This is a genomic window from Paraburkholderia sp. SECH4 (assembly GCF_030511745.1).
GTDB lineage: Bacteria > Pseudomonadota > Gammaproteobacteria > Burkholderiales > Burkholderiaceae > Paraburkholderia > Paraburkholderia madseniana.
The window spans coordinates 82,830-108,218 of sequence record NZ_JALOCP010000026.1 but is presented as its reverse complement, the minus strand read 5'-3'; the positions used below and the strand labels follow the sequence as shown (position 1 = coordinate 108,218).

The window sequence follows — 25,389 nt, the reverse complement described above, 5'->3', positions numbered from 1 at the left end:
GGCACATAGGTACCACGAGCACCCTGGACGCCACCGGCACCGCGAACGACATAGGAACCTACGCACAGTGAACAGCTTCGATCTGACCGGTAAGGTCGCCATCGTCACCGGCAGCAATGCGGGCCTCGGCGCCGGCATGGCCGTCGCGCTCGCCATGGCCGGCTGCGACATCGTCGGCGTGAGCCGCGCGGACGCCGGCAATACTCCCGCGCACGTCGAAGCCACCGGCCGCCGCTTCGCGGATGTGCGCGCCGATCTCGCCTCGATCGCTCCAGTCGACGACATCGTGCGCGCCGCAGTCGAAGCGTTCGGCCGCGTCGACGTGCTCGTGAACAACGCAGGCATCATCCGCCGCAAGGACGCGCTCGACTTCGGCGAAGACGACTGGGACGCCGTCATGGACGTCAACCTGAAGAGCGTCTTCTTTCTTTCGCAGGCCGTGGCGCGGCAGTTCGTGAAACAGGCAAGCGGCGGCAAGATCATCAACGTCGCGTCGATGCTGTCGTTTCAGGGCGGCATCCGCGTGGCGTCGTATACAGCGTCGAAAAGCGGCGTGCTCGGTCTCACGCGGTTGCTCGCGAACGAGTGGGCCGCGCAGGGCATCAACGTGAACGCGATCGCGCCGGGCTACATGGCCACCGCGAACACGGCGGCGCTGCGCGGCAACGCGCAGCGTAACGATGAAATCGTCGGACGTATCCCGGCGGGCCGCTGGGGCACGCCGGCGGATCTCGCGGGACCGGTGGTGTTCCTCGCGTCGTCCGCGTCGGACTACGTGCACGGCCATACGCTTGCAGTGGACGGCGGCTGGCTCGCGCGCTAGCGTGATGGAAGCAGAGAGGTCACGCGGCTCGCGCGACGCGGTATGCTCTCGGCGCTGGGGGCGATCGGCATCGGGCTGTGAGCGGATTTTGATCGGTTTGGCATCAACAGGGAATGACGGACATGGCAGCAATGGGCAAGCAGCGCAAGGACGACGACGCCGTACACATGCAGGAAGCGGACAGCGCGGGCGGTATGGCTAACGACAGAGGCGAATCGGCCTCGTCGATCGGCAGGGTCTTCGCGATTCTTGGCGCGATCGGCGACAGCGGGCAGATCGGCATCAGCGAATTGTCGCAGCGGCTCGGCATGTCGAAGACCACCGTGCACCGCGTGATCCAGACGCTGAAAGCGCTCGGCTATGTGACGCAGGAAATCGAAACCGAGCGCTACCGGTTGACGATCCGCCTGTTCGAACTCGGCGCGAAGGCGCTGGAAAGCGTCGATCTCGTGCGCGAGGCCGATGTCGAGATGCGCCGCATCGGCCAGGTCACGCGCGAGGCGGTCCACCTCGGCGCGTTTGACGAAGACGCCATCATCTACATCCATAAGATCGACGCCGACTACGGGCTGCGCATGCAGTCGCGAATCGGCCGCCGCAATCCCCTGCACAGCACGGCGATCGGCAAGGTGCTGCTCGCGTGGATGGACCCGGCAGAAGCGCGCGAAGTACTCTCACACGTGGAATTTCGCAAGTCGACGCAAAAGTCGCTCGCCTGTGCCGACGCCGTGTTGAGCATCCTGCCGCGTGTGCGCGAGCAAGGCTACGGCGAGGACAACGAGGAACAGGAAGAAGGGCTGCAGTGTCTCGCGGTGCCGGTGTTCGACCGCTTTGGCCGCGTGATCGCCGGCCTGTCGATTTCGTTTCCGACGATGCGCTGCGGCGCCGACACGAAATCGCACTACGTCGCGCTACTCAAGCAGTCGGGGCTCGCGATCTCGATGCGGCTCGGGTATCGCGAAGCGACGGAGCATGTAATTGTCGAAGGGTTGAACTGAAAAACGCAGGCCCCCCAAAAAATTCGACGGAATTCTTCGGGGCGCCTTCATCACGTACGCAAGCAGTGTGGCATGCGCAGTGTACGCATGCATACGCGGCCCGCGACGTTCAAGCAGCCTTCGCAGCCAGATTCGGTTCGACGCTGCGCGTAAAGCTGCGGCGACCGTCGACACTCACCGGCACGTCGCCCTTCAGCGTCACGCGACGCACCACGCGGTGAACATCGCCGTAGTCGTTGACGGCGTAGTGCTGGGTCGCGCGGTTGTCCCAAATCGCGACGTCGCCTGCCTGCCAGCGCCAGCGCACGATGTTCTCGAGACGCGTCACATAGGCCTGCAGCAGTTCCAGCACATGCGCCGACGCGCTCGGCGTGAGACCGACAAAGCTCTTCACGAAATGACCGAGAATCAGCGTCTTTTCGCCGGATTCCGGATGCACGCGCACGACCGGATGCTCGGTCTCATAGCGTGTCGACACGAACACTTCGCGATAGCGTTTGAGCGCTTCGGCATCTCGCCCGCGCTCGCCGACGTTGCCATAGTTCGCGTAGTCGTATTCATTGCTGTGCACGGCCCACAGTTGCTCGGCGAGCGCTTTGAGCGGCGGCGGCAGATCGTCGTATGCGGTCGCGGTGTTGGCCCAGACGGTGTCGCCGCCCACTTCCGGAATCGTCACGCCGCGCAGGATCGACGCTTGCGGATATGCGTCGACGAAAGTCACGTCCGTGTGCCACGAATTCGCACGGCCGCCACGATGCGAATCGAGTTCGAGCAGGTAGTCGGTGCCGTCCACCACCGGCACCGTGGGGTGTGAAACCGGCTCGCCAAGCAGCTTGGCGAAGGCCTCCTGATCGGTATCCTGCAGGTGCGTCTGGCCGCGGAAAAAGATCACCTTGTGGCGCACCAGCGCGGCGCGAATCGCTTCGACGGTGGCCGGTTCGAGCTGGCCCGACAGGCGCACGCCGCGAATTTCCGCGCCGATGCGGCCGGTGACGGGATGAATGTCCAATGCGCTGGACGTCGCGAGACTGAGATTCGACATGCGATGCAACTCCTGGGTTTGAGGATGAGACAGGTCAGAGCGCCGGTTGAATCAACACTTGATTGGCTCTGTCTGCTGAATCGACGAACCATTATCGGCAGAGTGGGCGCCGCGAATCTATCGCGCTTTGGACACTTGATAGAAGAGCTTTTTATATCGTTATGAGTTTTCTCACGCTGCATCGCTCACTTCCCGCAACGCGTCCATATCGATCACGGTGATCCGGCTTTAGCGCACGTCCACGATGCTAACCAGTGTTAGCGGCGCGCGTAAAAGACTTGTTTTTTTATGTGCTTATCACGCACTCGGGAGTGGCGATCGCGCGCCGATGCAATGACGTCGAAATCGCCATGATCCAGGCATCAGGGAAGGATATTGGTAGGCCCGTTGGCCACCGACGGAACGCGGCTCGCACGCAGACGACAGGCGATTAATACACGAGAAGCAACAAGCCGCTAACGCACACTAACCGATCACGGCAGCATCCGCTGCATTGTCTGATCCTTGAGCACGAAGCGATGAAACAACGCGCCCGCGATATGCAGTGCAACCAGTGCGAACAATACCCAGGCCAGATATCCATGAATATCGCCCATTTCATGCCCCACTGACGAACCGACCGCCGAGATGCCGGGATATGGCAGTACGCCGAGCAGCTTGACGGACCATCCACGCGAAGAAGCGTTGGCCCATCCCAACAAAGGCACAGCCACCAGCGCGAGATAAAGCAGACCGTGCGTGATGTCCGAAACGACACGGAGGAAAGGCGAGAGCGAGGCTGGTGCTGGTGCTGGCGTGTGCGTGAGACGCCAGACAATTCTCACCACCACCGCTGCAATCAGCGCTGCCCCCACGCCGAGATGCCACGCGATCAGGCCGTCGGGCCGCGTGCCCTTATGAATATCCGGCATGGTCCAACCGATCACGAACTGCGCGGCGATCAACAGAACCACCAGCCAGTGAAGAAACCTGGCTATACCGTCATAGCCTGATGCATAGCGTGAGAAACTGGCCGAGTCCGAGCGCATAGTCATGAGAATGTTTTAGCCGCAGTGAAGCCATTGAATGAAGAAAGCGTATTTGCGCCGAGGATACACACATTCTGGGCGCGCTCACGCAGGATGCTACGGATCAAACCTTAAGAAAAGCTGATGCCGCGTTTGACGATCTCTTTCACGCCCATGGGGCGGCGACGCATCGGCAACGCATCAGCAACCACGTAGAAAGTGCAAACCGCACCCCATCGCGTCGGCTCACATCCCTAGTCTGCAACTGAATGTATCCGTCAGGCATACGCGTAGCGACCTGCCACGCCCTGCTTGCCTCGGTTGTTCATACGCGTGTGTTTCAACCTGCCCGAGCACGGCGGATGCATGAAGGCCCGACGTTTTTCATAGCGCGCTCAACGGGTTGCCCACCGCGGGTTGCCCACCGATTTCTCGCTGGCGGAACGACTAATCGCAGCGTCGCAACGCGTCCCCATACCGTGTCACATGCGCGGCCGACATGCGAATGAATCGACACGTCCTGTTACACACGAACACACCGGTAATCCAGCCGCTCAGTAGAGTTCGATCACACGCAAAGGGGAAGGCAACGTCATGAAACGAATTTTCGCGCTGGTGCTGTTGGCTGTCACCCTCGGGAGTGCATTGGGCGGTTGCATCATCGTGCCAGAGGGCGGCTATCACGACCATGACCACTACTACCACGATCACGACCATTACTAAGCGCTGCTCGCGCTGCGCACTCCACTCTCAATCGTAAAACCCGAGAATAAAACATGAGCAATTCACGAAACCGCTGGCTGTCCATGGCGATCGTTGCAGGCCTGGGGATCGGTGCATCTTCTGTCGCGCTGGCGCACGTCGATGTGGGGGTGAACATCGGCATTCCAGGCGTGGCCTATGCCCCTGAGCCGGTCTATGCTCCGCCTCCGCCTGTCTACGTACCCGCTCCGCCGGTGGTAATAGTGAGTCCGGGCTGGTACGGCGAGCGCTATTACGACGGCCACCGCTACTGGGAACGACGCGAGTGGGAAGAACGCCATCACGAGCGCGAATGGCATGACGCGCGCGGCTATCGCGACGGCCCGCACGGCGACTGGCACGGCCACGACGGCGATCACGGCGATTGGCACGGCCATGGCGATGACCACGGCCGGGGCGATCACTAATGCATGGGCCGGTGCAGCGTCGCTGACGCCGCCGGCCCGCGCAGGCATTCGCGCCACACCTTTTTCAGGAGCGACGATTTGCTACGCAGCGATCCACGGCGTGTAACCGCACAAATCGACGGCACGCTCATCTCCGCCGAATACAGTGAACAAACCGGCCAACTATGTTTGCGTCAGGATGGCGCCGTGCTCCGCGAATGGTTCCCACCTCATTCGTGGATCGCGATTGCATCAGTGGCGGGAGCTCGGCACTGGGGTACGCGGCCCACCGACGAGGACCTTCGCGCCCTGCTGCGCAACGAAATGACCTTGTTGCGCACGCCATAACCGCGTGACGGATACGAAAAAAGGCCGGTCATCGGACTTGTTCCGATGACCGGCCTCTTATTTTCAACTCGCAGATATTGAACGAGCCGAACTGCGCCGGAATGATCCGCGTGTTTCGTTGTGCCCTATCGTTGTGCCCTTAGCGCGCGTTATAGATCGGCGGCGAATACGAGCTTACCGACATGTCGTTGCCGTGACCTGCTTGCCACGTGCCGCGACTGGCCGAACCATAACCGCTGGTATCGGCTTGAGCAGCGCCCTGCTGCGTGGAAACTTGCGCTTGCGTGCCCTGCGCGTCTTGCGGGGCAGGCTGATTCGATTGCGCAAACGAAGCGATCGGGGCGCCAAGAACAACGGCAATAGCAACAGCTTTGATGAGCGATTTCATGAAACCACCTCTAGAGAATGTCTTATACGCGCTGCAGATGTCACAGATCGTGCAGTCGGTGGAAGCAGTCTAGAGGTCGATCAGACGCGGATAAATCCTCCATTCCTGAATTCAGTGTTGCTTTTGACACGACAATCGCGGAAGCCCGCCCATCAAGGGTTTGCCGGAGTGCGCGGGTCCCGCCGGGGTTCGTCTGAGCAAAAATTTCCCGCGCACATTCTATAAACGCTGGCGACACAAGGCTGCGCGCGCAGATCTCCATCCCACTTAAACGGCGGCGATGCCCACGTAGTTCTCCGCCATCACGGTAGCCGCCGCACGCGACGTGGTCACGTATTCGAGCTCGGCCACCTGCAACTGCTGTTCGAACGGCGAGGCGCCTTCAATGCGGTGCATCATGCTCGTCATCCAGTACGAGAAATGCTCCGCGCGCCAGATACGCTTGAGCGCGGTTGCACTGTAACTGTCGAGCAGATCGGTGCGATTTTCGACGTAGAACGCGCTCAGCGCCTGGGTCAGTACACGCACATCGGCAACGGCGAGATTCATGCCCTTCGCGCCGGTGGGCGGCACGATATGCGCAGCGTCGCCGGCGAGAAAGAGCCGGCCATGCTGCATCGTGGCCGACACGAAACTGCGCATGCCGACAATGTTCTTCTGGAAGATCTTGCCGTCCACGATGTGCTGGCCGTCCTGCGAATCGACGCGCGCGTGCAGCTCGGCCCAGATCCGGTCGTCGGACCAGTTGTCGACAGAATCCTTCGGGTCGCATTGGAAATACATGCGCTGCACGTTCGCCGAGCGCGTGCTGACCAATGCAAATCCCCGATCGTGCCGCGCGTAGATCAATTCTTCCGACGACGGCGGTCCTTCGCACAGAATGCCGAACCAGCCGAACGGATAGACGCGTTCGAAATCTTTGCGCAAGGCCTGCGGGATCGATGCACGCGACACACCTTGCGAGCCGTCGCAGCCGATCACGAAGTCGCATTGCAATTCGCACGCTTCGCCTTCGTGGCGATAGCGGATCGACGGCTGATCGGTATCGATGCCGTGCAGCGACGTCTCCGTCACACCGAAACGCAATGCCCCGTCAGCAGCCAGGCGCGCGGCGACCAGATCCTTGATGACTTCGTGCTGGGCGTAGACGGTGATCGAACGGCCGGTGAGCCCGGTCAGGTCGATACGGCGCCGCTTGCCTTCGAAAGCCAGTTCAAAGCCGTGATGCAACGCCCCTTCGGCCTTCATGCGCGCGCCGACACCTGCATCGGTGAGCAGGTCCATCGTGCCTTGTTCGAGGACGCCGGCGCGGATGGTGGATTCGATCTGTTCGCGAGTGCGCGATTCGAGCACGACCGAATCGATGCCGCGCAAGTGAAGAAGATGGGAAAGAAGCAGGCCCGCAGGGCCGGCACCGATGATGCCAACTTGGGTGCGCATGAGTTGTCTCCTGAATGCGGCGTTTGATATGCACGCAGTTTGACGATCATGCGCTGTATCGCGCAACGCGATATGGAGGATATGCAGTATCTAGTTTTGAGATAACGAATGTACCGGTTCGAGCGAACTGGACACAGGTCAATGCGTCATCCCGTTGCCCAGTCGGCTCTTGCGCTTACTCGACCGATAACCGATCGTCCGTGTCGCTTTGCGCGGCCTCAAGGTAAACCCTGGTCAATTTCCGGATCTCGGCAAGCAACCTCCGGCGCACTGCGGGCTTCTCGTCGTTCGCCCCGGCGACTGCTTTGAGCACATGCAGAAGCAGCACCGCCTTCGTCTCGGACTGCGCCTTCGTCAGATGCGGAATCGCGTTACGCAAAATCGTGGCGATGCTGCCGCGCATCGTTTCGCGAAAACGTGCGCGCCGCTCGTCGCTGCCACCGCGCGCATCAACAAGTGCGATTGCCAGACTGCGCTGCGATTGCAGCGACAGCATGAAATCGACGAATGCATCGGCGAGCTGGCCTGGAGTCATTGCCGACGACTGATCGGCGAGCGCGGTAAAGCTGCTCGTCGTGTCCTGCACATAGCGCGAAAGCAGCGCATCCGCCAAAGATTCTTTGGACGGGAAGAACCGGTACAAGGAGCCAATCGCGGTGTTCGAGCGCGCGGCGATCTCGGTCATGGTGGCCGCGTCGTAGCCCTTCTCGGTAAACACCGCAACGCCTGCTTCCATGATTGCCGCGACCCGTAGATGCCCCCGTTGTCGTTTCGGCTCCTGCGCACCGCTAGAAAGTGTCGTTGCCATATCGGAGAGTTTTAACCGCTGTTTTCTTGCGAGCCTAGTTTCGCATCGTGATGTGGATTCCAGCGTGCATGTTAACCCCGCGGCTGGCGACGGCCAAGACTACTGGCGCCGCACCGCATGTGCGCCGTTGCTCACCGTCCGCAGTCCGGTCTGGTCGGGTTTGACATATGCGAGGGCATCCTCTACTATCTTTTGAGAGGATACCCTCGCATAAATGCGGCATGATCCATGTCGCCCGATCGCGTTTTTTGCTAACCAGACGAACCATTCCATGAGCTATCTCGCCCTGTTTTTCTCCGGCGCGTTTCTGTGCAATTGCGTCCCGCACCTCGCGAGCGGCCTGCGCGGCGAGCCGTTTCCGACACCTTTCGCGAAACCGCGGGGTGTCGGCGATTCGTCGGCATTGGTCAACGTGCTGTGGGGATATTTCAATCTGCTGGCCGGCCTCTATCTGCTCACGCGGCAGCCTGTCACGATCGGTGTGAATGCAAACTGCCTCGCGGTATTTGCAGGCGCGCTGGTCTTAGGCGTGTATATGTCCGTGCATTTCGGCAAAGTCTGGCAGGGTAAGCACGCTCGTTAATAGGCGAAGCAGCGGCGCCTGTCGCCAGGCGCTGTCTTCTGCCACGCTGCAATTCGCTCCGTTACGCGAGGAACAATCGGTACACGGGATTCTGCGTCTCTTCCCAGCACGGGTAACCAAGCGTCGTGAGAAAGTGGTCGAACTCGCTGTTCTCGCTTTCCGGCACCTGGATGCCGACCAGAATCGAACTGTAGTCCGCACCCTGGTTGCGATAGTGGAACAGGCTGATATTCCAGTTCGGCGCCATTGACGACAAGAACTTCATCAGCGCGCCCGGCCGCTCCGGAAACTCGAAACGGAACAGACGTTCGTCGTGGGCCAGCGGCGAACGGCCGCCGACCATGTAGCGGATGTGCTGCTTCGACAGTTCATCGAAAGTCAGATCGACGGTGGCAAAACCATGCGCCTCAAACGCGCCCGCGATCTGCGCCGATTCGCTGCGATTGCGGATCTGCACGCCAACAAAGATATGGGCTGAATTCGCGTCCGCAATGCGGTAGTTGAATTCGGTGACGCTGCGCGTGCCCACCAGTTCGCAGAACCGGCGGAAACTGCCGCGCTCTTCCGGAATCGTCACGGCGAACACGGCTTCACGCGCTTCACCGACTTCAGCGCGCTCCGCCACGAAACGCATGCGATCGAAGTTCATGTTCGCGCCGGACGTGATCGCAATCAGCGTCTGGTCCTCGATGCCTTCGCGCTCGGCATACTGTTTGGCGCCCGCCACGGCCAGCGCGCCGGCCGGCTCCAGCACGCTGCGGGTGTCCTGGAACACGTCCTTGATCGCGGCGCACAGCGCATCGGTATTCACGAGCAGCACGTCGTCGAGATATTCGCGGCACAGGCGGAAGGTTTCCTCGCCGACCAGCTTCACGGCCGTGCCATCCGAGAACAGCCCGACTTCGTTCAATGTGACCCGTTCGCCTGCTTTCAAGGAAGCCGCCATCGCACACGAGTCGTCGGTCTGCACGCCGATCACCTTGATCTCCGGGCGCACCGATTTCACGTACGCGGCCACACCTGCCGCTAGGCCACCACCACCGATCGGCACGAAGATCGCGTGGATCGGGCCCTGATGCTGGCTGAGAATCTCCATCGCGACCGTGCCCTGGCCGGCGATCACGTACGGATCGTCGAACGGGTGGACAAACGTCAGGCCGCGTTCTTCCTGCAGCTTCACCGCGTGCCCGTACGCATCGCTATAGGATTCGCCGAACTGCACGACTTCGACGGTCGCCCCGCCATGCGCGCGCACCGCGTCGACTTTCACCTGCGGGGTCGTCACGGGCACCACGATGATCGCCTTCACCCCCATGCGGGCTGCCGACAACGCGACGCCCTGCGCATGATTGCCCGCCGACGCGGTAATGACGCCCCGCTCCAGCGCATCCGCCGGAATATGCGCCATCTTGTTGTACGCGCCGCGCACCTTGAACGAGAACACTGGCTGGTTGTCCTCACGCTTCAGATAAACCGGATTACGCAGCCGTGCCGACAGATTCGGCGCGCGTTCGAGTTCGGTCTCGCGGGCTACGTCATAGACGCGCGCGGTCAGGGTTTTCTTCAGGTAGTCGTGGCGCAATGCGACGCTGTCAGCGGCTTCGTCGACCTTATTGAGTTCGTGTAACGGCAAGGCAAGCTCCTGTGCGGCAAGGACAAGTCATCAAAGAGATCACCAGGAGGCAGGCAGAAAGCGGACATAAAAAAACCCGCCTCGTGGGGCGGGTTATTGTCACTGCGTATCAGACGCGCGCTAACCCACCATTCGATGAATGGTGCTAATAATCAGCGCAATACGGATGTCGAGGCAGTTCATGCGTCCGATCTTCGTTGACTGGACGGGCTTTGTCAATCCCTGTTCGTTACGCCGGGCAGCGTCGTCTATGGGCCTCACGAGGTCGACCGCGTCACGCAGTATTGCTGCCAGCGCGGCAAACGGCATGGCAACCCACGCGGAAACCGGTGCCGCGGAAGACACCGCGAACTCAAGGCTGCGGGACTTCCGCGACATGCAAGCGGGGATTCGGCGCGACGGTTTCACGCCGCGCACCCAGCACGCTTTCGCGCAGAAACGCGTCGAACTGCGCCATCACCGCATCACGCGCCGCGCGTGAAAAGAGCGCGTGATCCACCTTCCCCACCACCTTTACGCTGACGTTCCTCAGCTTGCCGAGCTGGCTGCCGTTCGGTCCAAAATGAATCTCCAGCTCGTCCAGCCCCTCGTCGAGCGGACCGTACATCAGCGCGGTTCGCACACCCTTGCGCTCGAGTTCCAGCGCGATTCTGCGGACCGATCCACCTGGCGTCGACTGCCCGAAGAGCCGTTCGAGCGCCGTACTGACACGCGCGGTGATGCGCGCGCATAGACGGCGCGTGAGTTCCGCGATGATCGCGCGACCGTTCGCCTGTCCGGTCAATAGCCGCAGCCACTTGCGTGGATTGCGCATCGCGCGCCGGTAGACGACGCTCGACGCCACGTGCTGCGCGCCCGGCCGCGTCCGCGCGCCGCCCCACACAAAAAACGGCAGGTTGACGGAGGCGCAGCCTGCCACGGCTGGGTGAGCGAGCGCCGTATGAAGACTGACGTACGCGCCCGTGCAGACGCCGAACATGACGGTCTTCGAATGGCCCTTTGCCACCAGCCAGTCGACCCCGGCCCTGGCGTCGGCGACTGCGTACCGGGCGTACGCCATGTCGAGCGTCAGCGCTTCATCACGACGAAGACTGTCGCCGAGACCGCTGAGGTCCATGCGCAACGACGCGATGCCCTGAGCCGCGAGATGCCGCGCCATCAGCACCGTGAAGCGGCCGTCGCCGACGCGGTGCACGCCGCCCGTGTTGACGAAAAGCACCGCCGGGGCGCCTTCAAGTGCGCGCAATGGCTGACAGAACACGCCGGCGTAACGCCCGCCATCGAACACGACTGGCGTCTCACGGCCATGCGCGAACTCGATCCTCGCGGTGGCTGCGCAGCCTCGCATCTCGACGGCCGTCCCGGCCGCTGTGCCTGCGCTCGCACCCAGCCATTCGAGCGCGCTATCGAAAGCCTGGCCAGGCGTCTCGCTGTAGCTAGGATCGAGCAGGAACCTGCTGTACTCGCTGAAAATCTGCAGGTCAACCTGGACGCCCTGCGCCTGGTAATGCGCGGCCAGCCGCTTCAGACGCGCACTTTCGTTCAGGTCCTGCAGCAGCACCCGCTGCGCGGGACATTGCACGCCCTGCTCGAGATCGATCTTCGCGAGCATCTCGAGCGAGTCCGGATAGAGACGGAAGCCATGCGCACCGATCGTTTCCGCAGCCTCCGCATCGGGAGTGAGTCCGAGCGCTTGTTGCGCACTGAGCCAGCTTTGATGCTGGATTTCCAACTCGCGGATATAGCTCTTGCCCGAACTGACCGGCATGAGCAGCACGAGATTTTCGACGCCGCCCAACTCCTCGGCGGCCAACGCCGCGAGCGTGGCCCCCAGACGCAACCCGCATAGACTCAGGCGCGTCACGCCGGTTTCGGCGCGAAGCCACGTCGCAGCCGTCTTGATACTGTCGAGCCATGCGCGTAAGCGCTGCGGATCTTCCTCGTGGCCGCTCGAATCGCCGGTGCCGGGGTAGTCGAAGCGCAGCGTGGGCATGCCGCGCGCCGCGAGCGCCTCGGCGAATTCGCGCCAGCCGTGATACGTGCACAGTGCTTCATAGCCGAACGGATTGCAGAGCACCACGCCCATCTCCGCCTGAGCGCCAGCCGGCCGGTGCAGCCATCCGAAACAGCCGTCGAAAGTTACCGGCGTCATGGTGGACGGATTCGTCATGATCGGTTGCCGGAGCGCCACGTCAGGTTCGCGGCGCAAGCGATTCCTCGGGCACGAGATGCGCAATCACGCGAGCGAGGGAATCGATGCTCTGAAACAGATCGTGGGTAATCAGCGCGGCTGGAATTTCGATGGCGAAGGTTTCTTCGATGGCCATCATGAGGCGAACCGATCCGAGCGATGACAAACCTGCCGCATAGAGATCGTCGCGATCACCTAGTGCATCGACCGGTACGTCGAGACAGGCGATCTCCTGAAGCAGGCCGCGCATGTGATTTTTCATTTGACACCCCGAATACCTGAATTTTCAGCTACAGCATCGATGCATCAGGCGAGCGCATCGCTGCTTGCACAGCATTCGGCGAGCGCCTTCCTGTCGATCTTTCCGTTCGTACTGAGCGGCAACGCGTCGAGTTGCACGATCCGTTGCGGCACGGCATAGACCGGCAAGCGCTGACGGCACGCCTGCAGAATCTGTAGCGCGCTGCCTTGCGCGCTGGTCACGAAGGCAATCAGGCCGCCGGCACGGCCCGCATCGTCGACGGGCCATGCGACCACCGCGCAGAGCGCCGCCTGGCTGCATGCCTGCACGACATGTTCGACTTCTTCGAGCTCGATCCGATTGCCGCGTATCTTGATCTGCGTGTCCAGCCGCCCTTGAAACACAATGCCCTGCCCGGCTACCTCGCGCGCGGCGTCCGAGCTTCGATACCAGCGTTGCGACCTGCGGCCCGGATAGGTCATCGAGACAAAACGGCAATTGCCTGGCTCGTCCGCTGACAGATAGCCCGCGGCTAACTGGGGCCCGCCGATCAGCAACTCACCGCTTTCACCGGGCGCTACCGGCGCGAGCGCCGCGTCGACGATCAACAGTTCCATCCCCGGCAATGCGCCGCCGAGCGGCATAACCGCATGCTGCGGATCGCCGGGAGAATCCGGCGTGACTTCGAAAGCCGCGCAGGCCACCGTGGTTTCCGTCGGTCCGTACATATTCAGTACCCGGCTGTTCGGCGCGGCTTGCAACCACGCCTGCACCAACAAACGCGGCAAGGGCTCACCGCCGAACAGGGTGACGCGCACGCTCGGAAATTCGTTCGCGCCCAGTTTGCGAAATTGCTGCATGAAGCCGGCCACCGAGGGCACGCTGCTCCAGTGCGTAATCGCGTGGTCCTTGATAAAGGCCGCGTTGTAGATCGGCTCGACAGTCTTCGGCACGTACAGGCAGCCGCCGTTTGCCCAGCACACGAACATGTCGTGTACTGACGGATCGAAAGTGAGTTCGCACCATTGCGCGTAGCGCGCACGGGGCATCCTGCCCAGCAGTTGCAGTTGCCCGGTTACGTAGGCGTGAGCGTTGGCGTGCGAGATCGGTACGCCTTTGGGCGCGCCGGTCGAGCCGGACGTGAAGAGTACGTAGGCCAGATCGTGCGGTGCGCGTGACGTGGCGGCTTCTGCAACTGATGGTTCGGAATGGAGCCCGCCTTCGTCATCCAGCAGCAATATCCGCGGACAGTCGTCAAGCAACGGCAACACTTCGCCGAGTACTGCCATGCAACGCCGGTCGACCAGCAGCAGCGGCGCGCCCGACTGCTCGATCACGGCTGCAATGCGCGCGGCAGGTACGTTGGGATTGAGCGGCACATAAGCAAAACCCGCCTTGAGGATCCCCAGCAGGCCGGCGTAGGCGGCCACACTGCGATGCGCGAACAGCAGACAGCGTCCGAGCCGGCCGGCCGGCATGGCGGCCGTCAATCCGGCCGCAATCCGGCGCGCCCGCGATGCGAGTTCGTCATAGCCATAGAGGCGTTCATCGACCCATAGCGCGGGACTATCCGGCTCGCTCGCGGCAGTGTCGAAGAAGAAGGAATCCAGCATTCGCAATCTCGGTCCATTGGGCATGGAACCGGCGCGCCCATCGGCTTATCCGAACGGGCGCGAAAAAAGTTGCCGGTTATGCCGAAAGCACGCTGCCGGAGGCGTGAGCGACCCAGTAACGCGCTGCGTTATCGCAGGAGAGTTTCACAAGAAAGAGGCGCGGACGACACCGAGGAAAGCCGGTGTCCCCACGCGATATCGCTAGAGAATGCTGTCGTCCAGGGCTTCGTGAGAATCATAGGATCCGGCACGGCCGGTATATGTGCGATACCGCTCTCAACAGACGAATGAGGGGTGTTTGACGGTGCGCCGCTGCGAGCGGCGCGCTTCATACAGGTGTGTTAATTACGCACACCGCTTTGCTTCCGGAAGGCGTCCAGAATGTGCCGCTCCAACGCGTTGTAGTCGCGGCCGAAGTGATGGTCGCCCGACGTACGAATCACCTCGACGCCGGTGTTGGTCAGCGCCGGACACAAGGTGTCCTTCTCGTCTTCACCGTAGAAGCACTGCACGATCGCGGGTGGTACGCGTGCAAATTCCGGCTGCACCTGCAAGGCTTTGTCGCTCGCCGGCATACCGAGCCAGCCACCCACGCGGATCTGGAAATCGGCATCGGGCGCGAAACCGAGCAGCGCAATCAGCGACACTTTCGCGCGCAGCGCTTCAGGCAGGCGGTTATACGCGAACGGCATGACGTCGGCGCCGAACGAATAGCCGACGAGCGCAATATGGTCCGCATGCCAGCGCGCCCCGTAGGTCTGCATCACGCGCGCGAGATCGCGGCTCGTCTGAGCCGGCGTCTTTTCGCTCCAGAAGTAGCGGAGGCTGTCGATGCCGATCACCGAAACGCCGTCTTTCTGCAAGGCGAGCGAGATGGTCTTGTCGAGGTCGCGCCAGCCGCCGTCGCCGGAAATCACGATCGCCATGAGGCCGTTCGGATGCGCTGCGGGCAATTCGATCAGCGGCAGATCGGAGACGTCGTCATCGTTCGTCGACGCTGTCTCCAAATGCGGCGTGACCATCGCAACGAGCCGCGTGCGATCGCCGTTGCCGGGCGTCGCCTTTTCGACGAAGCCAGGCACCTTGTCGCGGATGATCGTCGGGTCCGGCGGGCACGGTTGGAAGCGCGAATCCAGCGTGCGCTCCGCGTCCACCGAGACCGCGCCGGCAACCGTATTCGACGGCGCCTGTTTGAGCACATGCATCGCCAGCGTCGCGCCCTGCCCCGTACCCGCGACGATCGGCGCGAAATAGCGGCTCGATTGCGATTGCCGTTCGAGTTGATGGCTCAAGGCTTCAGCATCACCCACCAATTGATGGCAGGCTTCTTTTTTCGCGCTCAGATTGGCCGCATAGCGTGCCGTATCCACACCGACGGTCATCGCCCCGGCCTTGGCGAGCGCATCGGCGGTTTGCTGGTCGGCCGCACTCCAGCCGCCGGCCGCCGAGTAAAGCACCACGAAGCCGCGCAAGGGGCCGGCTGGCTGTGTCACCGTCACGTCGCCATAACGGCCACCGGATACGGTGGTGGTTGCGGCCAGGGCGGCCGCGCTGCCAACAACAAGGCCCGCCGCCACGGCGAGCCTGAAAAACGGATGCAATGTCATGAACGCCGGCCTCCTGCCAGCAATGACAGGTCCGCGAGCGTGAAGAACACACCCATCGAACCTGACGCCGCGAGATAGCGCGGCTCCCAATGCGGCTGGAACTTGCTCTTGAAAGCACGCAGTCCGCGGAAGTTATAGAAGCGGCCGCCGAAGCGCCACACGATGCCCGCCAGCCGATGCCAGCGCGACGCGAGCGGTGTCGGCTGCATACCGGAGAGCGGCGCGATGCCGAGACTGAGCGAGCGAAACCCCGCCTGCTTCAGATGCAGCGCCAGTTGGGTAAACAGATATTCCATCGCATACGGCGACGCGCTTTCCACGTGCCGCATCACGCCGACCGTTGCTTCGGTGTTCATGTCGGTTGTCATGAAGGTCACGAAAGCGGCCGGCTCGCCGTTCTGGCGCACCAGCATCACGGATTGCGCGGCGAGGTATTCGTCGGTAAACGCGGCCACCGAAAAGCTCTTTTCGCGCGCGTCGCGGCTATCGAGCCAGCCGTCGGAAATCTCGCGCAACGTTTCGAGCGACGCGGGCACGTCAGCCTGATCGATCACTTCGACGGCAAAGCCGTCACGTTCGCTGCGCTTGAGCGCATAGCGCAGATGCGCGCGATGCGAGCCCTTCAGGTCGAAATCGTCGAGCACCACGTGGGCTTCTTCGCCGAGTTTCATCAGCGTGAGGCCGGCGTCGAGATAGAGCGGCAAGGCATTGGCGCGCACCTGATAGAACGCGGCGCGGCCGCCGTGCGCATGCGCGAGCGCGACGAACTTGCTGATCAAGCCGGCCCACTCCTCGCGCGGCCCAACCGGATCGTGAAGCGCGGCCCACGTGCGGCCGTTTTTTGCGTACATCAGGAAGGCTTCGCGCGATTCGGAAAAGAGGAAACTCTTGTCGCCCATCAGCGCGAGGCCGGCGTCGCTGCGCTCCTGGGCGCGCACGATGCGTGCAGCGTCTTGCAGATCCTGCGGAGCAGGCATGACGAAACGGCCCGCCGCAGGGCGCAGCAATTGCCAGAAAGAGAACGTGGCGGCGAACAGGCTGGCGGCCAGGGTCGCGCGCAGCGCACGCGGGGCGCGTTCGTCGAAAGCGAATTGCCACCACAGGTCGCGCGTGTACGGCACGTCGCGGAACGCAAACAGCATCACCCACACGGCGAGCGCGAGCACCATCGCCACCGACACCAGCCAGCCCGCCGTAAAGCGCTCTGCAAACAGCGACGAATGGCGGTTGAAACGGCGGCGCGTGGACAACAGCAGCGCGATCAGCATGCCAAGCACACTCGCTTCCACGAAGGCGAGGCCTTTGGTCAGCGAGAGCGCGAGGCTCAGCACCGCCAGCAGCAAGGTCATCCACCACGCGGCGTCCAGACGCCGCAGCAAACCACGCGCGACGAACAACAGCAGCACGCCGAGCACGCTGCACAGCATCTGTGAGCTTTCGAGCACCCACAGCGGCAGCACGTCGCGCAGAATCCGGATGCGCTGCCAGAACGCGGGGGTCGCGCTGGAAATCACCAGCATGCCGCCCACGACGAAAGTCACGAGGCTCAGAAACAGCGGCGCGAGTTTGTAGGCACCTGCCGCGTGCCGCAGTGGCAGGCGGCTTTTCAGCGCGCGACCTTCGAAGCCGGCGAGCAGCGCCGCCGAGACGATCAGCGGCACGCCGAAGTAAATCGCGCGATAAGCGAGCAACGCCGCGACCATCTGATGCGTTTGCACGCAGCCGTTCAGCGTGAACACCATCGCGGCTTCGAACACGCCGACACCGCCGGGTGTGTGGCCGATCATGCCGAGCAGCATCGCGGCGGCATAGACGGTGATGAAGGCCACGAAGCCGACGTCCGCATGCGGCAGCAGCGCCCACAGCGCGAGACCCGCGGCCACCACGTCGAGTACCGCGAGGGCCACTTGCGCGAGCAGATCGCGGCGCGCCGGGATGTCGAACGACAGCCACTGCCAGCGCGTGCGGATCGGGCGCGTGTCGCGGCGGCAGGCGGCGGCCGCGAGTCCGAGCACGACGAGCAGCGCCGCGCCGCTCCAACGCAGCGTAAGCGGCGGGAGATGCAGCATCGTCGCAAGCGGGTCGGCGAGGCAGACCATGCCGAGTGCCGTCATCAACACCAGCGCGAGCCCGAGCGACAAGCTCGTGAACACGGTCATGCGGCCGATCTGTGCGGGCGTGACGTTCGACACCCCGTAGACGCGCACGCGCACCGCGCCGCCCGTCAACGCACCGAAGCCGGTCGCATTGCCGAGCGCGGAGCCCGCGGTCGCGCCGATCCACAGGGCCGCGCGCGGCACCGCCGCGCCCAGGTAGCGCAAGCCGACCGCGTCGCGACCGACCAGCGCGATATAGCTGAGCGTGGTCGCGCCGAGCGCCGCGGCCCACTCGCCTGCCGTCAGGTGACGTAGCTCGCGCATGACCGAGCGATAGTCGACCGCTTGCGAGAGATGTTGCAAGACGAGCAGCAACAGCCCGCAAATGACGAGTGCGAGCAAGGGCGAGAGGAGGCTCCGCTTGCCAAGCGTCTTCGATATACGGTCGAACATCGCGCCTGGCTGGTCGAATTTATTGTTATATCGGTGGAACATGGTCAATGCGGACCTTCGTAGAGCTGTCGTGGCGACGGGTCGTCTGTCACGGCGTCGCCTTACTTCGGCGATTACAAATGGATAACGGCAAAGTGTTGAAAAGGTTGACAGTGTCAGCCAATGTCAGTGAATTCGTCGGGTTTTAACCTGGGCCGGTCATTGAAGCTGAACGCACTTCGCGGCATGACGGGGCGCATGGCAGAGCAATATGGCCGATAAAACGGTCGATATTGCCGATTGGCTTGGCGTGCTGATGAGGACCGCTACGCTCGACAAGGGGCTGGATTTTAAACGCTTATTGAAGATCGCGAGACAAAGATTCGACATGGGGTCGATATCGTTCGATCGCGCACCGTTTTAAAGGCTGATTCGCTCCATCAAGATTTTCGCTGCGCGTGCCGTAATCGAGATCAAGAGCACGGCGCAATGTTAGTTTTTTGCGGCGGAAATGGCGGCAATTGAAGGAGAACGATGATGGCAGATCAGGATTGGGTGATGGCCGGTGTGTATCTGGTCGGGTTGGTGTCGATGGCGCTTCTGATGAGCGCGTTGTCCGCGCGAGCGACCAAAGTGCAGCGCGTGGTTGCATCGCGAATCAGGAAGTAACGCACGGGCGCTGCGCGTGCCGGCAATCCAGAGGTCGCCCTCCAGCGCCCTGATGCGGTTTGGTGCTCTAATCGATGACGATGCATCGATTCCGAAGCACGCTTCCCTCAGGACAGGAGACACGGATTGACGAACGAACAACAGCTCGAACGCTGGCTCGCACGCGAGCAGGAAGTCTTGGCGACGCTTAACGCCGGCCCGGGCCCCGGCGTCGCAAGCCCCGAACAGGTGGCGGGCAAGACCGGCCTGGAAGTCATGCAGGCGATGATGAACGCGGAGCTGCCCTACGCCCCGATTGCGCGCACGCTCGACTTTACGATCGTCGAAGTCAGTGCCGGGCAAGCGGTCTTTCAGGGCACGCCCCTCGCGCAGCATCTGAATCCACTCGGAACCGTGCACGGCGGCTGGATCGCCACCTTGCTCGATTCCGCGCTAGGCTGCTCGGTGCACACGATGATGGCGCCGGGCCGCGGCTACACCACCGCCGAGCTGAGCGTGAATTACGTGAAAGCCGTGACGCCGCGCGTGCAACGCGTGCGCGCCGAAGGCAAGGTGATTCATTGCGGACGGCAACTGGCCACGGCGGAGGCTCGCCTCGTCGGCCCCGACGGCACGCTCTACGCGCATGCCACGACGACCTGTCTGGTGTTCGAGATCCCGAGCCGCTAAAAGATACGGTCAAAACCGCCGGTTGCTTGCCACGGTCGGTGACTTGGCGGCAGCCCGGCTATGCAAGCGTGCGATCCGGCAACTGGCGCTGCGCATGCGTGCGCCCCGCCTTACTTTGCAGCGCCCGTGGTGACACTGGCGCTTCCCGATGCTTACTGCGGACGGCGATGCGCTTCAGCGATCACAGCGCAGTTTTGCAAATGCAGGTTCAGTGCATGCAGAGCCAGTGCGCGGAGCTTGCCCAGCCAGGTGTTAGCGGCGGGTGCAGTGCGGACAGCAGCGGCGTTGGAAGCGGTGTTCATGGTGGACTCCTGTATAGGGTTTATACCTAGGCAATAACCCGATTATAGCCCTCCCATGCCGCACCGCAACAAATATCAAAAATGTCAGCGGCATGTTGTGGGACGGCCACATCCGCGATCGCCGCAGTCTCGAAAAGGGGCGGCATCAGGCGCTGCACTATTAACCATCCGCACCGTACAGGTGCAATAATGTCGCCTTTGCCTGCGACCTCCCGCCGCAGATCGCCCGCCCCTCATGACCGTCGTTCAGAAAGCCCTGATTGCGCCCCTTATCGTCGCATGTGCGATGTTCATGGAAAGCGTCGATGCGAATGTGATCGTCACCGCCTTGCCGGTCATGGCGCGCGACTTCGGGCGCGATCCGGTCACACTGAAAATCGCGGTGACGAGCTACGTGCTCGGTCTCGGTGTGTTTATCCCGGTGTGCGGCTGGCTTGCGGACCGCTTCGGTGCGCGGACGATTTTCCGCACCGCGATCGGCATCTTCGTGACCGGCTCGCTCCTGTGCGCCGCGTCGAACTCGCTGGCCACCTTCACCGTCGCCCGTTTCGTGCAAGGCGTCGGCGGCGCGATGATGGTGCCGGTCGGGCGGATCATCATCTTTCGCGTGGTCCACAAGTCCGACTTCATCCGCGCGATGAACTATCTGAGCGTCCCGGCGCTGCTCGGGCCGGCAGCCGGACCGCTGCTCGGCGGCTTCATCACCACCTATCTGCACTGGCGCCTGATCTTCTTCATCAATGTGCCGATCGGCATTTTGGGTATCTATCTGACCAACCGGTATATCGCCAACACGCGTGAACCGGATCCCGGACCGCTCGACTGGATCGGCTTTTTTCTGTCGGCGGCCGGCGCGGTGCTGCTTCTGCTCGGACTGTCGCTAGTCGGCGGCGAACTCATGTCGAATCGGGACGCGTTCGGCATGTGCGCGAGCGGCGCTGCTCTGCTGGTGGTCTACGTCGCGTACGCACAGCGCGTCAAATTGCCGTTGCTCGATCTGCGCTTCTTCAAGGTACCGACTTTTCAGGCGAGCGTGCTCGGCGGCTCGCTGTTTCGCATCGGCCTCGGTGCGCTGCCCTTTCTGCTGCCGCTGATGCTGCAGGAAGGACACGGCATGAGCGCGTTCGAGTCCGGCCTGATTACCTGCGCGTCCGCGTTCGGCGGCATGTTCATGCGCACGTTCGCCTCGCGCGTGCTGCATCGCTTCGGCTTCCGTTCGGTGCTGGTGGTCAACGCGGCGCTGTCAGGGATTGCGATCGCGGCGTGCGGACTGTTTTTCCCCGGCACGCCGACCTGGATCATCTGGTTCGTCGTGTTGCTCGGCGGCTTCTTCCCCGCGCTGCAATTCACGAGTCTCAACTCGCTGACTTACGCGGAAATCGCCAGCCGCGACGTGGGGCGCGCGACGAGTCTCGGCAGCGTCGTGCAGCAGATGTCGCTTGGTCTGGGCGTGACGGTGGGCGGTATCGTGCTGCAGATTTCGCGCGTGCTGCACGGGCATCCAGGCATCATGTGGTCGGATTTCTGGCCCGCGTTTCTGGTGGTGGGCTTGTGCTCGTTCGCTTCGATTCCGGTCACGCTGCGCATGCCGCATCGCGCGGGTGAAGAGATCTCGCGAGGCGGTCGAGGCTAGCGCCCGCGTTTATCCAGTCAGGAAGCGCGCGTTGACGGCTAGCCGGAACCGCACGGCCGGCGCCGCGTTTCCGCCTGCTCCAGCAACGCTTCGAATAGCGCGAGTTCCACCGGCTTGACGAGATGGGCGTGAAATCCCGCCGATTGCGTACGTTCGCGATCGCTTGCGTGACCGAAGCCGGTCATGGCGGCGAACACCGTGTCGGACAGAGCGGGCATCGCGCGCAACGCCTCGAGCGTCGCGTAACCGTCCATTCTGGGCATCGCAAGGTCGATCAAGGCAAGGTGGGGCGCGAGGCGCGGCGCAACGGCGAGTGCCTGCTGGCCGTCGTAGGCAATGCGGACTTCGTGGCCTTTGAGTTCGAGCAGCATGGCGAGGCTGTCGGCGGAGTCGCGATTGTCGTCCACCAACAGAATACGCAACGTAGACACCGCGTTTCCCGCCACGCCGGCCTGATGAGCCTGCTCTGCGGGGAGCGCTGCGGCAAACGGCAAACTGAGCGTGAACGAGCTGCCGCACCCCACTCCCTCGCTGCTCGCGATGATGCTTCCGCCATGCAATTCGACCAGCGATTTGCACAATGTAAGGCCGATGCCGAGGCCACCTTCGCCGAGGCTTTGCCCTTCCTTTTCCTGCGCGAACAACTCGAAGATCGAATCGAGCGAACGTACCGGAATGCCGCGGCCACGATCGCGCACTTCCAGCACAGCCATCTGATGATCGACGCGTCCGAAGATCTCGACGCGGCTGCCAGGCGGCGAAAACTTCGACGCGTTATGCAGCAGGTTTTGCAGCACCTGCACGAGCCGCGTCGTGTCGCCGTGCACGATCAGCGGCTCGACCGGCATATGCGTCCCCACGCTCTGTTCCCGCGCATCGGTAAACGGCCGTGCCGCTTCGATCGCACGCGCCACCACTTCGGCCAGATCGACACGCGCGAGGCGCAACTCGACCTTGTCCGACATGATGCGGCCGACGTCGAGCAGATCGTCGACGAGACGCGTGAGGTGCGTGACCTGGCGGTCGATCAGATCGCGCGAGCGCGCCAGCGTGGGACTCATGCCCGCTTCGAGTTGCATCACGCCGATCGCGTTGCGCACCGGTGCAAGCGGATTGCGCAACTCGTGGGCAAGGGTCGCGAGAAACTTGCGCATGCGCTCGCCGGAGCGCTCCAGCTCTTCGCGCTCACGGCGCTCGGTCAGATCGCGCGTGACCTTGGCGAAACCACGCAACCGGTTCGATTCGTCATAGACGGCGGTGATGTTGACGTTGGCCCAGAAGGTCGTGCCGTCCTTGCGCACGCGCCAGCCCTCGTCTTCGACACGGCCGAGCTGCCTCGCGATCGCCAGTTCGCGCGCGGGCTTGCCGGCCGCTGCTTCTTCGCGCGTGTAGAAGTTCGAGAAATGCTGGCCGACGATTTCCTCGCGTGTATAGCCTTTGATGCGCGCGGCGCCTGCGTTCCAACTCACCACATAGCCGTCCGGATCGAGCATGAAAATCGCGTAGTCTTTCACGTTGTCGACCAACAGACGGAAGCGTTCCTCGCTCTGCCGCAACGCTTCCACAAACGCGCGCTGGGTGGTCAGATCGCGGGTAATTTTGGCGAAGCCGGTCAGCACACCCGCCTCGTCGCGCACCGCCGTGATGACCACGTTGCACCAGAAGGTCGTGCCGTCTTTGCGAACCCGCCAGCCTTCGTCCTCGAAGCGGCCAGTCAGCGCTGCCTGCTGCAACTCGTAAGCGGGCCAGCCGCGCGCCACGGCTTCGGCAGGGTAGAAACGCGAGAAGTGCTCGCCGATGATTTCGCGCGCCGCGTAGCCCTTCAGTTTTTGCGCGCCGGCATTCCAGCTAACGATACGTCCGGTCGGATCCAGCAGGAAGATTGCGTAGTCTTCAATCGACTGGACCAGCGCCCCGTAATCGACCTCGGCGGGCGTGTTCGCGTGGAGCACGCGCGGCTCGTCAGCGGTCTCGCCGTTGTCGCCTGCGGGGGGGACATCAGTCTTGTTCATGGTGAAAAGCGTCTATTGGTATGTTCTGGCAGCATACACCGGCTCACTTCCATATTTCGCTCATGACCCAGCCTCATTGGACAACGTCAGCGGGCTCGATCAAACCACGACCACGCCGCAGAAACTCCGTCCCTCAATGCCCCCCGGCACCAGCCGCCGCTGCCGCACTCGCCTTGTCCGGCTTCGTCACCCAGATCAACGCAATGATCACCACGAAAATCACGGCTGAAAGCCAGAAAATATCGTTCAGACCGAGCATCGCTGCCTGCGTATTCATCGACTGTTCGAAGAACGCCAACGCCTGAGAAGCGCTTCCGCCCAGCGACGCTTGCACGGCGTCCAGAGCGGAAGTGAACGTTGGATTGTTCACACTCGTTTGCTCGGCCAGCCTCGCATGATGCAAGATCGTACGGTCATTCCAACCCGTAGTAGCAAGCGACGTTCCCACTGCCCCGGCAAACACCCGCGCGAAATTCGATAATCCCGCAGCGGCCGGAATCTTGTCGGGAGTGAGGCCGGAAAGAATGATCGCCGTCAGCGGCACAAAGAACAATGCAGTCGGAATACCTTGCAGCAGAGTCGGTAAAACCAGGGTCCACGTATCCACGCCAGTCGTGTAATGCGAGCGCATGAAAAACACGCCGGCAAACCCGAGAAACGCCAGCGTCGCCAAGACTCGCGCATCCGACTTCGGCATGATCTTCGCCATCACCGGCGCGAGAATCACGGCAAAGATGCCAAGCGGTGCGGTAGCCAGACCGGCGTCCACCGACCGGTAGCTCAAGTACTCCTGCATCCATTGCGGCAACAGGACAAGGTTCGAGAAAAACACCGCGTAGGCCACCGAAATCGCAATCGTGCCACCCAGAAAATTACGCCCTCCGAACAATCGCAAGTCGACGATCGGATTCTTCTCGGTCAGCTCCCAGATCAGAAAGAACACAAAGCTGATCGCCGCGAATACGGTCAGCGCGACAATCACAGGCGAATTGAACCAGTCCAGGTCCTTGCCCTTGTCGAGCATGATCTGCAGGGAGCCCACCCATGCGATCAGCGAGAGCAGCCCCACCTTGTCGATCGGCAAGCGTTTGGTCGGGGTTTCGCGCGTGCGGTAGATCGCCCACGTCACGCCTGCTGCAAAGATGCCTACAGGAATATTGATGTAGAAGATCCATGACCACGAGTAGCTATCGGTAATCCAGCCGCCGAGCGCCGGGCCGGCGATCGGGCCGACCGTCGCTGTCATGGCCCACAACGCCAAAGCGTGCGAGCTCTTTTCCCGCGGATACGAGCCGAGCAGAATCGCCTGCGACAGCGGAATCAACGGACCCGCCACCGCACCCTGCACGATCCGCGCCGCGAGCAGTACCGGCAGAGTCGGCGCAATGCCGCACAACCACGACGAGAGTACGAACAACAGAATTGCCCACACGAACAGTTTGATTTGCCCGACGCGCTGCGTGAGCCAACCCGTCAACGGAATCGCAATCGCGTTGGCCGCGGCGAACAGCGTAATCACCCACGTCCCCTCGTCCACCGACACACCAAGATTGCCCGCAATGGTCGGAATCGCGACGTTCGCAATCGACGAATCAAGCACGTTCATAAACGTGGCCAATGCCACGGCAAGCGTCGCCAGCACGAGCTTGCCGCCGGTCAGAGGCGGGAGCGTGGCGGAATTGGGCGAACCATTCATTTCATCACCT

24 protein-coding genes are annotated in these 25,389 nt (G+C 62.4%); 10 read left to right on the top strand and 14 right to left on the bottom strand.

Going from position 1 to position 25,389, the window contains the following annotated elements; translation table 11 throughout:
• Positions 1-67: 67 nt before the first annotated feature.
• Both kduD and kdgR read left to right on the top strand, forming a co-directional pair.
• Positions 68-823, top strand: a complete 756-nt coding sequence (gene kduD, locus M0D67_RS29005) for a 2-dehydro-3-deoxy-D-gluconate 5-dehydrogenase KduD (protein ID WP_171927546.1) — start codon at positions 68-70, stop codon at positions 821-823.
• A gap of 122 nt (positions 824-945) precedes the next feature.
• Positions 946-1,821: a DNA-binding transcriptional regulator KdgR gene (gene kdgR / locus M0D67_RS29000; RefSeq protein WP_266240644.1), complete on the top strand. Its 876-nt coding sequence runs from the start codon at positions 946-948 to the stop codon at positions 1,819-1,821.
• A 109-nt stretch (positions 1,822-1,930) separates the two neighbouring features.
• Here kdgR and M0D67_RS28995 read toward each other — a convergent pair whose 3' ends face one another.
• Both M0D67_RS28995 and M0D67_RS28990 read right to left on the bottom strand, forming a co-directional pair.
• Positions 1,931-2,863: a TauD/TfdA family dioxygenase gene (locus M0D67_RS28995; protein ID WP_266240643.1), complete on the bottom strand. Its 933-nt coding sequence runs from the start codon at positions 2,861-2,863 to the stop codon at positions 1,931-1,933.
• Positions 2,864-3,336: 473 nt separating this feature from the next.
• On the bottom strand, positions 3,337-3,897 hold the full coding sequence (locus M0D67_RS28990) for a cytochrome b (RefSeq protein WP_266240642.1): 561 nt from the start codon (positions 3,895-3,897) through the stop codon (positions 3,337-3,339).
• A 567-nt stretch (positions 3,898-4,464) separates the two neighbouring features.
• Here M0D67_RS28990 and M0D67_RS28985 point away from each other — a divergent pair.
• The 3 genes from M0D67_RS28985 (at position 4,465) to M0D67_RS28975 (ending at position 5,366) form a co-directional block, all read left to right on the top strand.
• Positions 4,465-4,593 carry a hypothetical protein gene (locus tag M0D67_RS28985; protein WP_266240641.1) on the top strand — a complete coding sequence of 43 codons (129 nt, stop codon included), beginning with the start codon at positions 4,465-4,467 and terminating at the stop codon, positions 4,591-4,593.
• A gap of 53 nt (positions 4,594-4,646) precedes the next feature.
• A complete protein-coding gene (locus tag M0D67_RS28980) occupies positions 4,647-5,039 on the top strand; it encodes a hypothetical protein (protein WP_154567781.1) in 393 nt (130 codons plus the stop codon).
• A gap of 78 nt (positions 5,040-5,117) precedes the next feature.
• A complete protein-coding gene (locus M0D67_RS28975) occupies positions 5,118-5,366 on the top strand; it encodes a hypothetical protein (protein WP_154567779.1) in 249 nt (82 codons plus the stop codon).
• A 139-nt stretch (positions 5,367-5,505) separates the two neighbouring features.
• On the opposite strand, the gene M0D67_RS28970 is transcribed toward M0D67_RS28975, so the two are convergent.
• The 3 genes from M0D67_RS28970 to M0D67_RS28960 all read right to left on the bottom strand — a co-directional run bounded on the left by M0D67_RS28970 (position 5,506) and on the right by M0D67_RS28960 (position 7,930).
• Positions 5,506-5,754, bottom strand: coding sequence for a hypothetical protein (locus M0D67_RS28970; protein WP_154567777.1), 249 nt, complete (start codon positions 5,752-5,754; stop codon positions 5,506-5,508).
• Between the two features lie 267 nt (positions 5,755-6,021).
• Complete coding sequence (locus tag M0D67_RS28965) at positions 6,022-7,194, bottom strand: 4-hydroxybenzoate 3-monooxygenase (protein ID WP_266240640.1); 1,173 nt, start codon at positions 7,192-7,194, stop codon at positions 6,022-6,024.
• A 175-nt stretch (positions 7,195-7,369) separates the two neighbouring features.
• Complete coding sequence (locus M0D67_RS28960) at positions 7,370-7,930, bottom strand: TetR/AcrR family transcriptional regulator (protein WP_233468938.1); 561 nt, start codon at positions 7,928-7,930, stop codon at positions 7,370-7,372.
• A 343-nt stretch (positions 7,931-8,273) separates the two neighbouring features.
• Between M0D67_RS28960 and M0D67_RS28955 the strand changes: the two genes are divergently transcribed.
• Positions 8,274-8,585: a hypothetical protein gene (locus M0D67_RS28955; protein WP_154567772.1), complete on the top strand. Its 312-nt coding sequence runs from the start codon at positions 8,274-8,276 to the stop codon at positions 8,583-8,585.
• 61 nt (positions 8,586-8,646) lie between these two features.
• On the opposite strand, the gene ilvA is transcribed toward M0D67_RS28955, so the two are convergent.
• The 6 genes from ilvA to mprF form a co-directional block, all read right to left on the bottom strand.
• Positions 8,647-10,218, bottom strand: a complete 1,572-nt coding sequence (gene ilvA, locus M0D67_RS28950) for a threonine ammonia-lyase, biosynthetic (protein ID WP_266240639.1) — start codon at positions 10,216-10,218, stop codon at positions 8,647-8,649.
• Between the two features lie 352 nt (positions 10,219-10,570).
• Positions 10,571-12,388, bottom strand: a complete 1,818-nt coding sequence (locus M0D67_RS28945; RefSeq protein WP_233465152.1) for an alpha/beta hydrolase — start codon at positions 12,386-12,388, stop codon at positions 10,571-10,573.
• A gap of 22 nt (positions 12,389-12,410) precedes the next feature.
• Positions 12,411-12,671, bottom strand: a complete 261-nt coding sequence (locus M0D67_RS28940) for an acyl carrier protein (protein ID WP_154566642.1) — start codon at positions 12,669-12,671, stop codon at positions 12,411-12,413.
• A gap of 44 nt (positions 12,672-12,715) precedes the next feature.
• Complete coding sequence (locus tag M0D67_RS28935) at positions 12,716-14,263, bottom strand: amino acid adenylation domain-containing protein (RefSeq protein WP_266240638.1); 1,548 nt, start codon at positions 14,261-14,263, stop codon at positions 12,716-12,718.
• A 341-nt stretch (positions 14,264-14,604) separates the two neighbouring features.
• Positions 14,605-15,870 (bottom strand): virulence factor family protein, encoded by a 1,266-nt coding sequence (locus M0D67_RS28930; protein WP_266240637.1) that lies wholly within the window; start codon positions 15,868-15,870, stop codon positions 14,605-14,607.
• Positions 15,867-18,419, bottom strand: coding sequence for a bifunctional lysylphosphatidylglycerol flippase/synthetase MprF (gene mprF, locus M0D67_RS28925; protein ID WP_266240651.1), 2,553 nt, complete (start codon positions 18,417-18,419; stop codon positions 15,867-15,869). The genes M0D67_RS28930 and mprF overlap by 4 nt, the downstream gene beginning before the upstream one ends.
• 250 nt (positions 18,420-18,669) lie before the next feature.
• On the opposite strand from mprF, the gene M0D67_RS28920 reads away from it, so the two are divergent.
• The 3 genes from M0D67_RS28920 to M0D67_RS28910 all read left to right on the top strand — a co-directional run bounded on the left by M0D67_RS28920 (position 18,670) and on the right by M0D67_RS28910 (position 19,736).
• Positions 18,670-18,822, top strand: a complete 153-nt coding sequence (locus M0D67_RS28920; RefSeq protein WP_154566646.1) for a hypothetical protein — start codon at positions 18,670-18,672, stop codon at positions 18,820-18,822.
• Between the two features lie 113 nt (positions 18,823-18,935).
• Positions 18,936-19,067, top strand: a complete 132-nt coding sequence (locus M0D67_RS28915) for a hypothetical protein (RefSeq protein WP_266240653.1) — start codon at positions 18,936-18,938, stop codon at positions 19,065-19,067.
• A 126-nt stretch (positions 19,068-19,193) separates the two neighbouring features.
• Positions 19,194-19,736, top strand: coding sequence for a PaaI family thioesterase (locus M0D67_RS28910; RefSeq protein WP_154566647.1), 543 nt, complete (start codon positions 19,194-19,196; stop codon positions 19,734-19,736).
• A 152-nt stretch (positions 19,737-19,888) separates the two neighbouring features.
• Here M0D67_RS28910 and M0D67_RS28905 read toward each other — a convergent pair whose 3' ends face one another.
• Entirely contained in the window at positions 19,889-20,038 is a 150-nt protein-coding gene (locus tag M0D67_RS28905) for a hypothetical protein (protein ID WP_171927554.1), read from the bottom strand.
• A 235-nt stretch (positions 20,039-20,273) separates the two neighbouring features.
• Between M0D67_RS28905 and M0D67_RS28900 the strand changes: the two genes are divergently transcribed.
• On the top strand, positions 20,274-21,671 hold the full coding sequence (locus M0D67_RS28900; protein ID WP_171927555.1) for an MFS transporter: 1,398 nt from the start codon (positions 20,274-20,276) through the stop codon (positions 21,669-21,671).
• A 38-nt stretch (positions 21,672-21,709) separates the two neighbouring features.
• Here the strand turns inward: M0D67_RS28900 and M0D67_RS28895 are convergent, their stop codons facing one another.
• The gene (locus tag M0D67_RS28895; protein ID WP_266240636.1) at positions 21,710-23,683 is read right to left on the bottom strand and encodes a PAS domain-containing sensor histidine kinase; all 1,974 of its coding nucleotides are present in this window, start codon (positions 23,681-23,683) and stop codon (positions 21,710-21,712) included.
• Between the two features lie 133 nt (positions 23,684-23,816).
• Positions 23,817-25,379, bottom strand: coding sequence for a DHA2 family efflux MFS transporter permease subunit (locus tag M0D67_RS28890; protein ID WP_266240635.1), 1,563 nt, complete (start codon positions 25,377-25,379; stop codon positions 23,817-23,819).
• Positions 25,380-25,389: the final 10 nt, after the last annotated feature.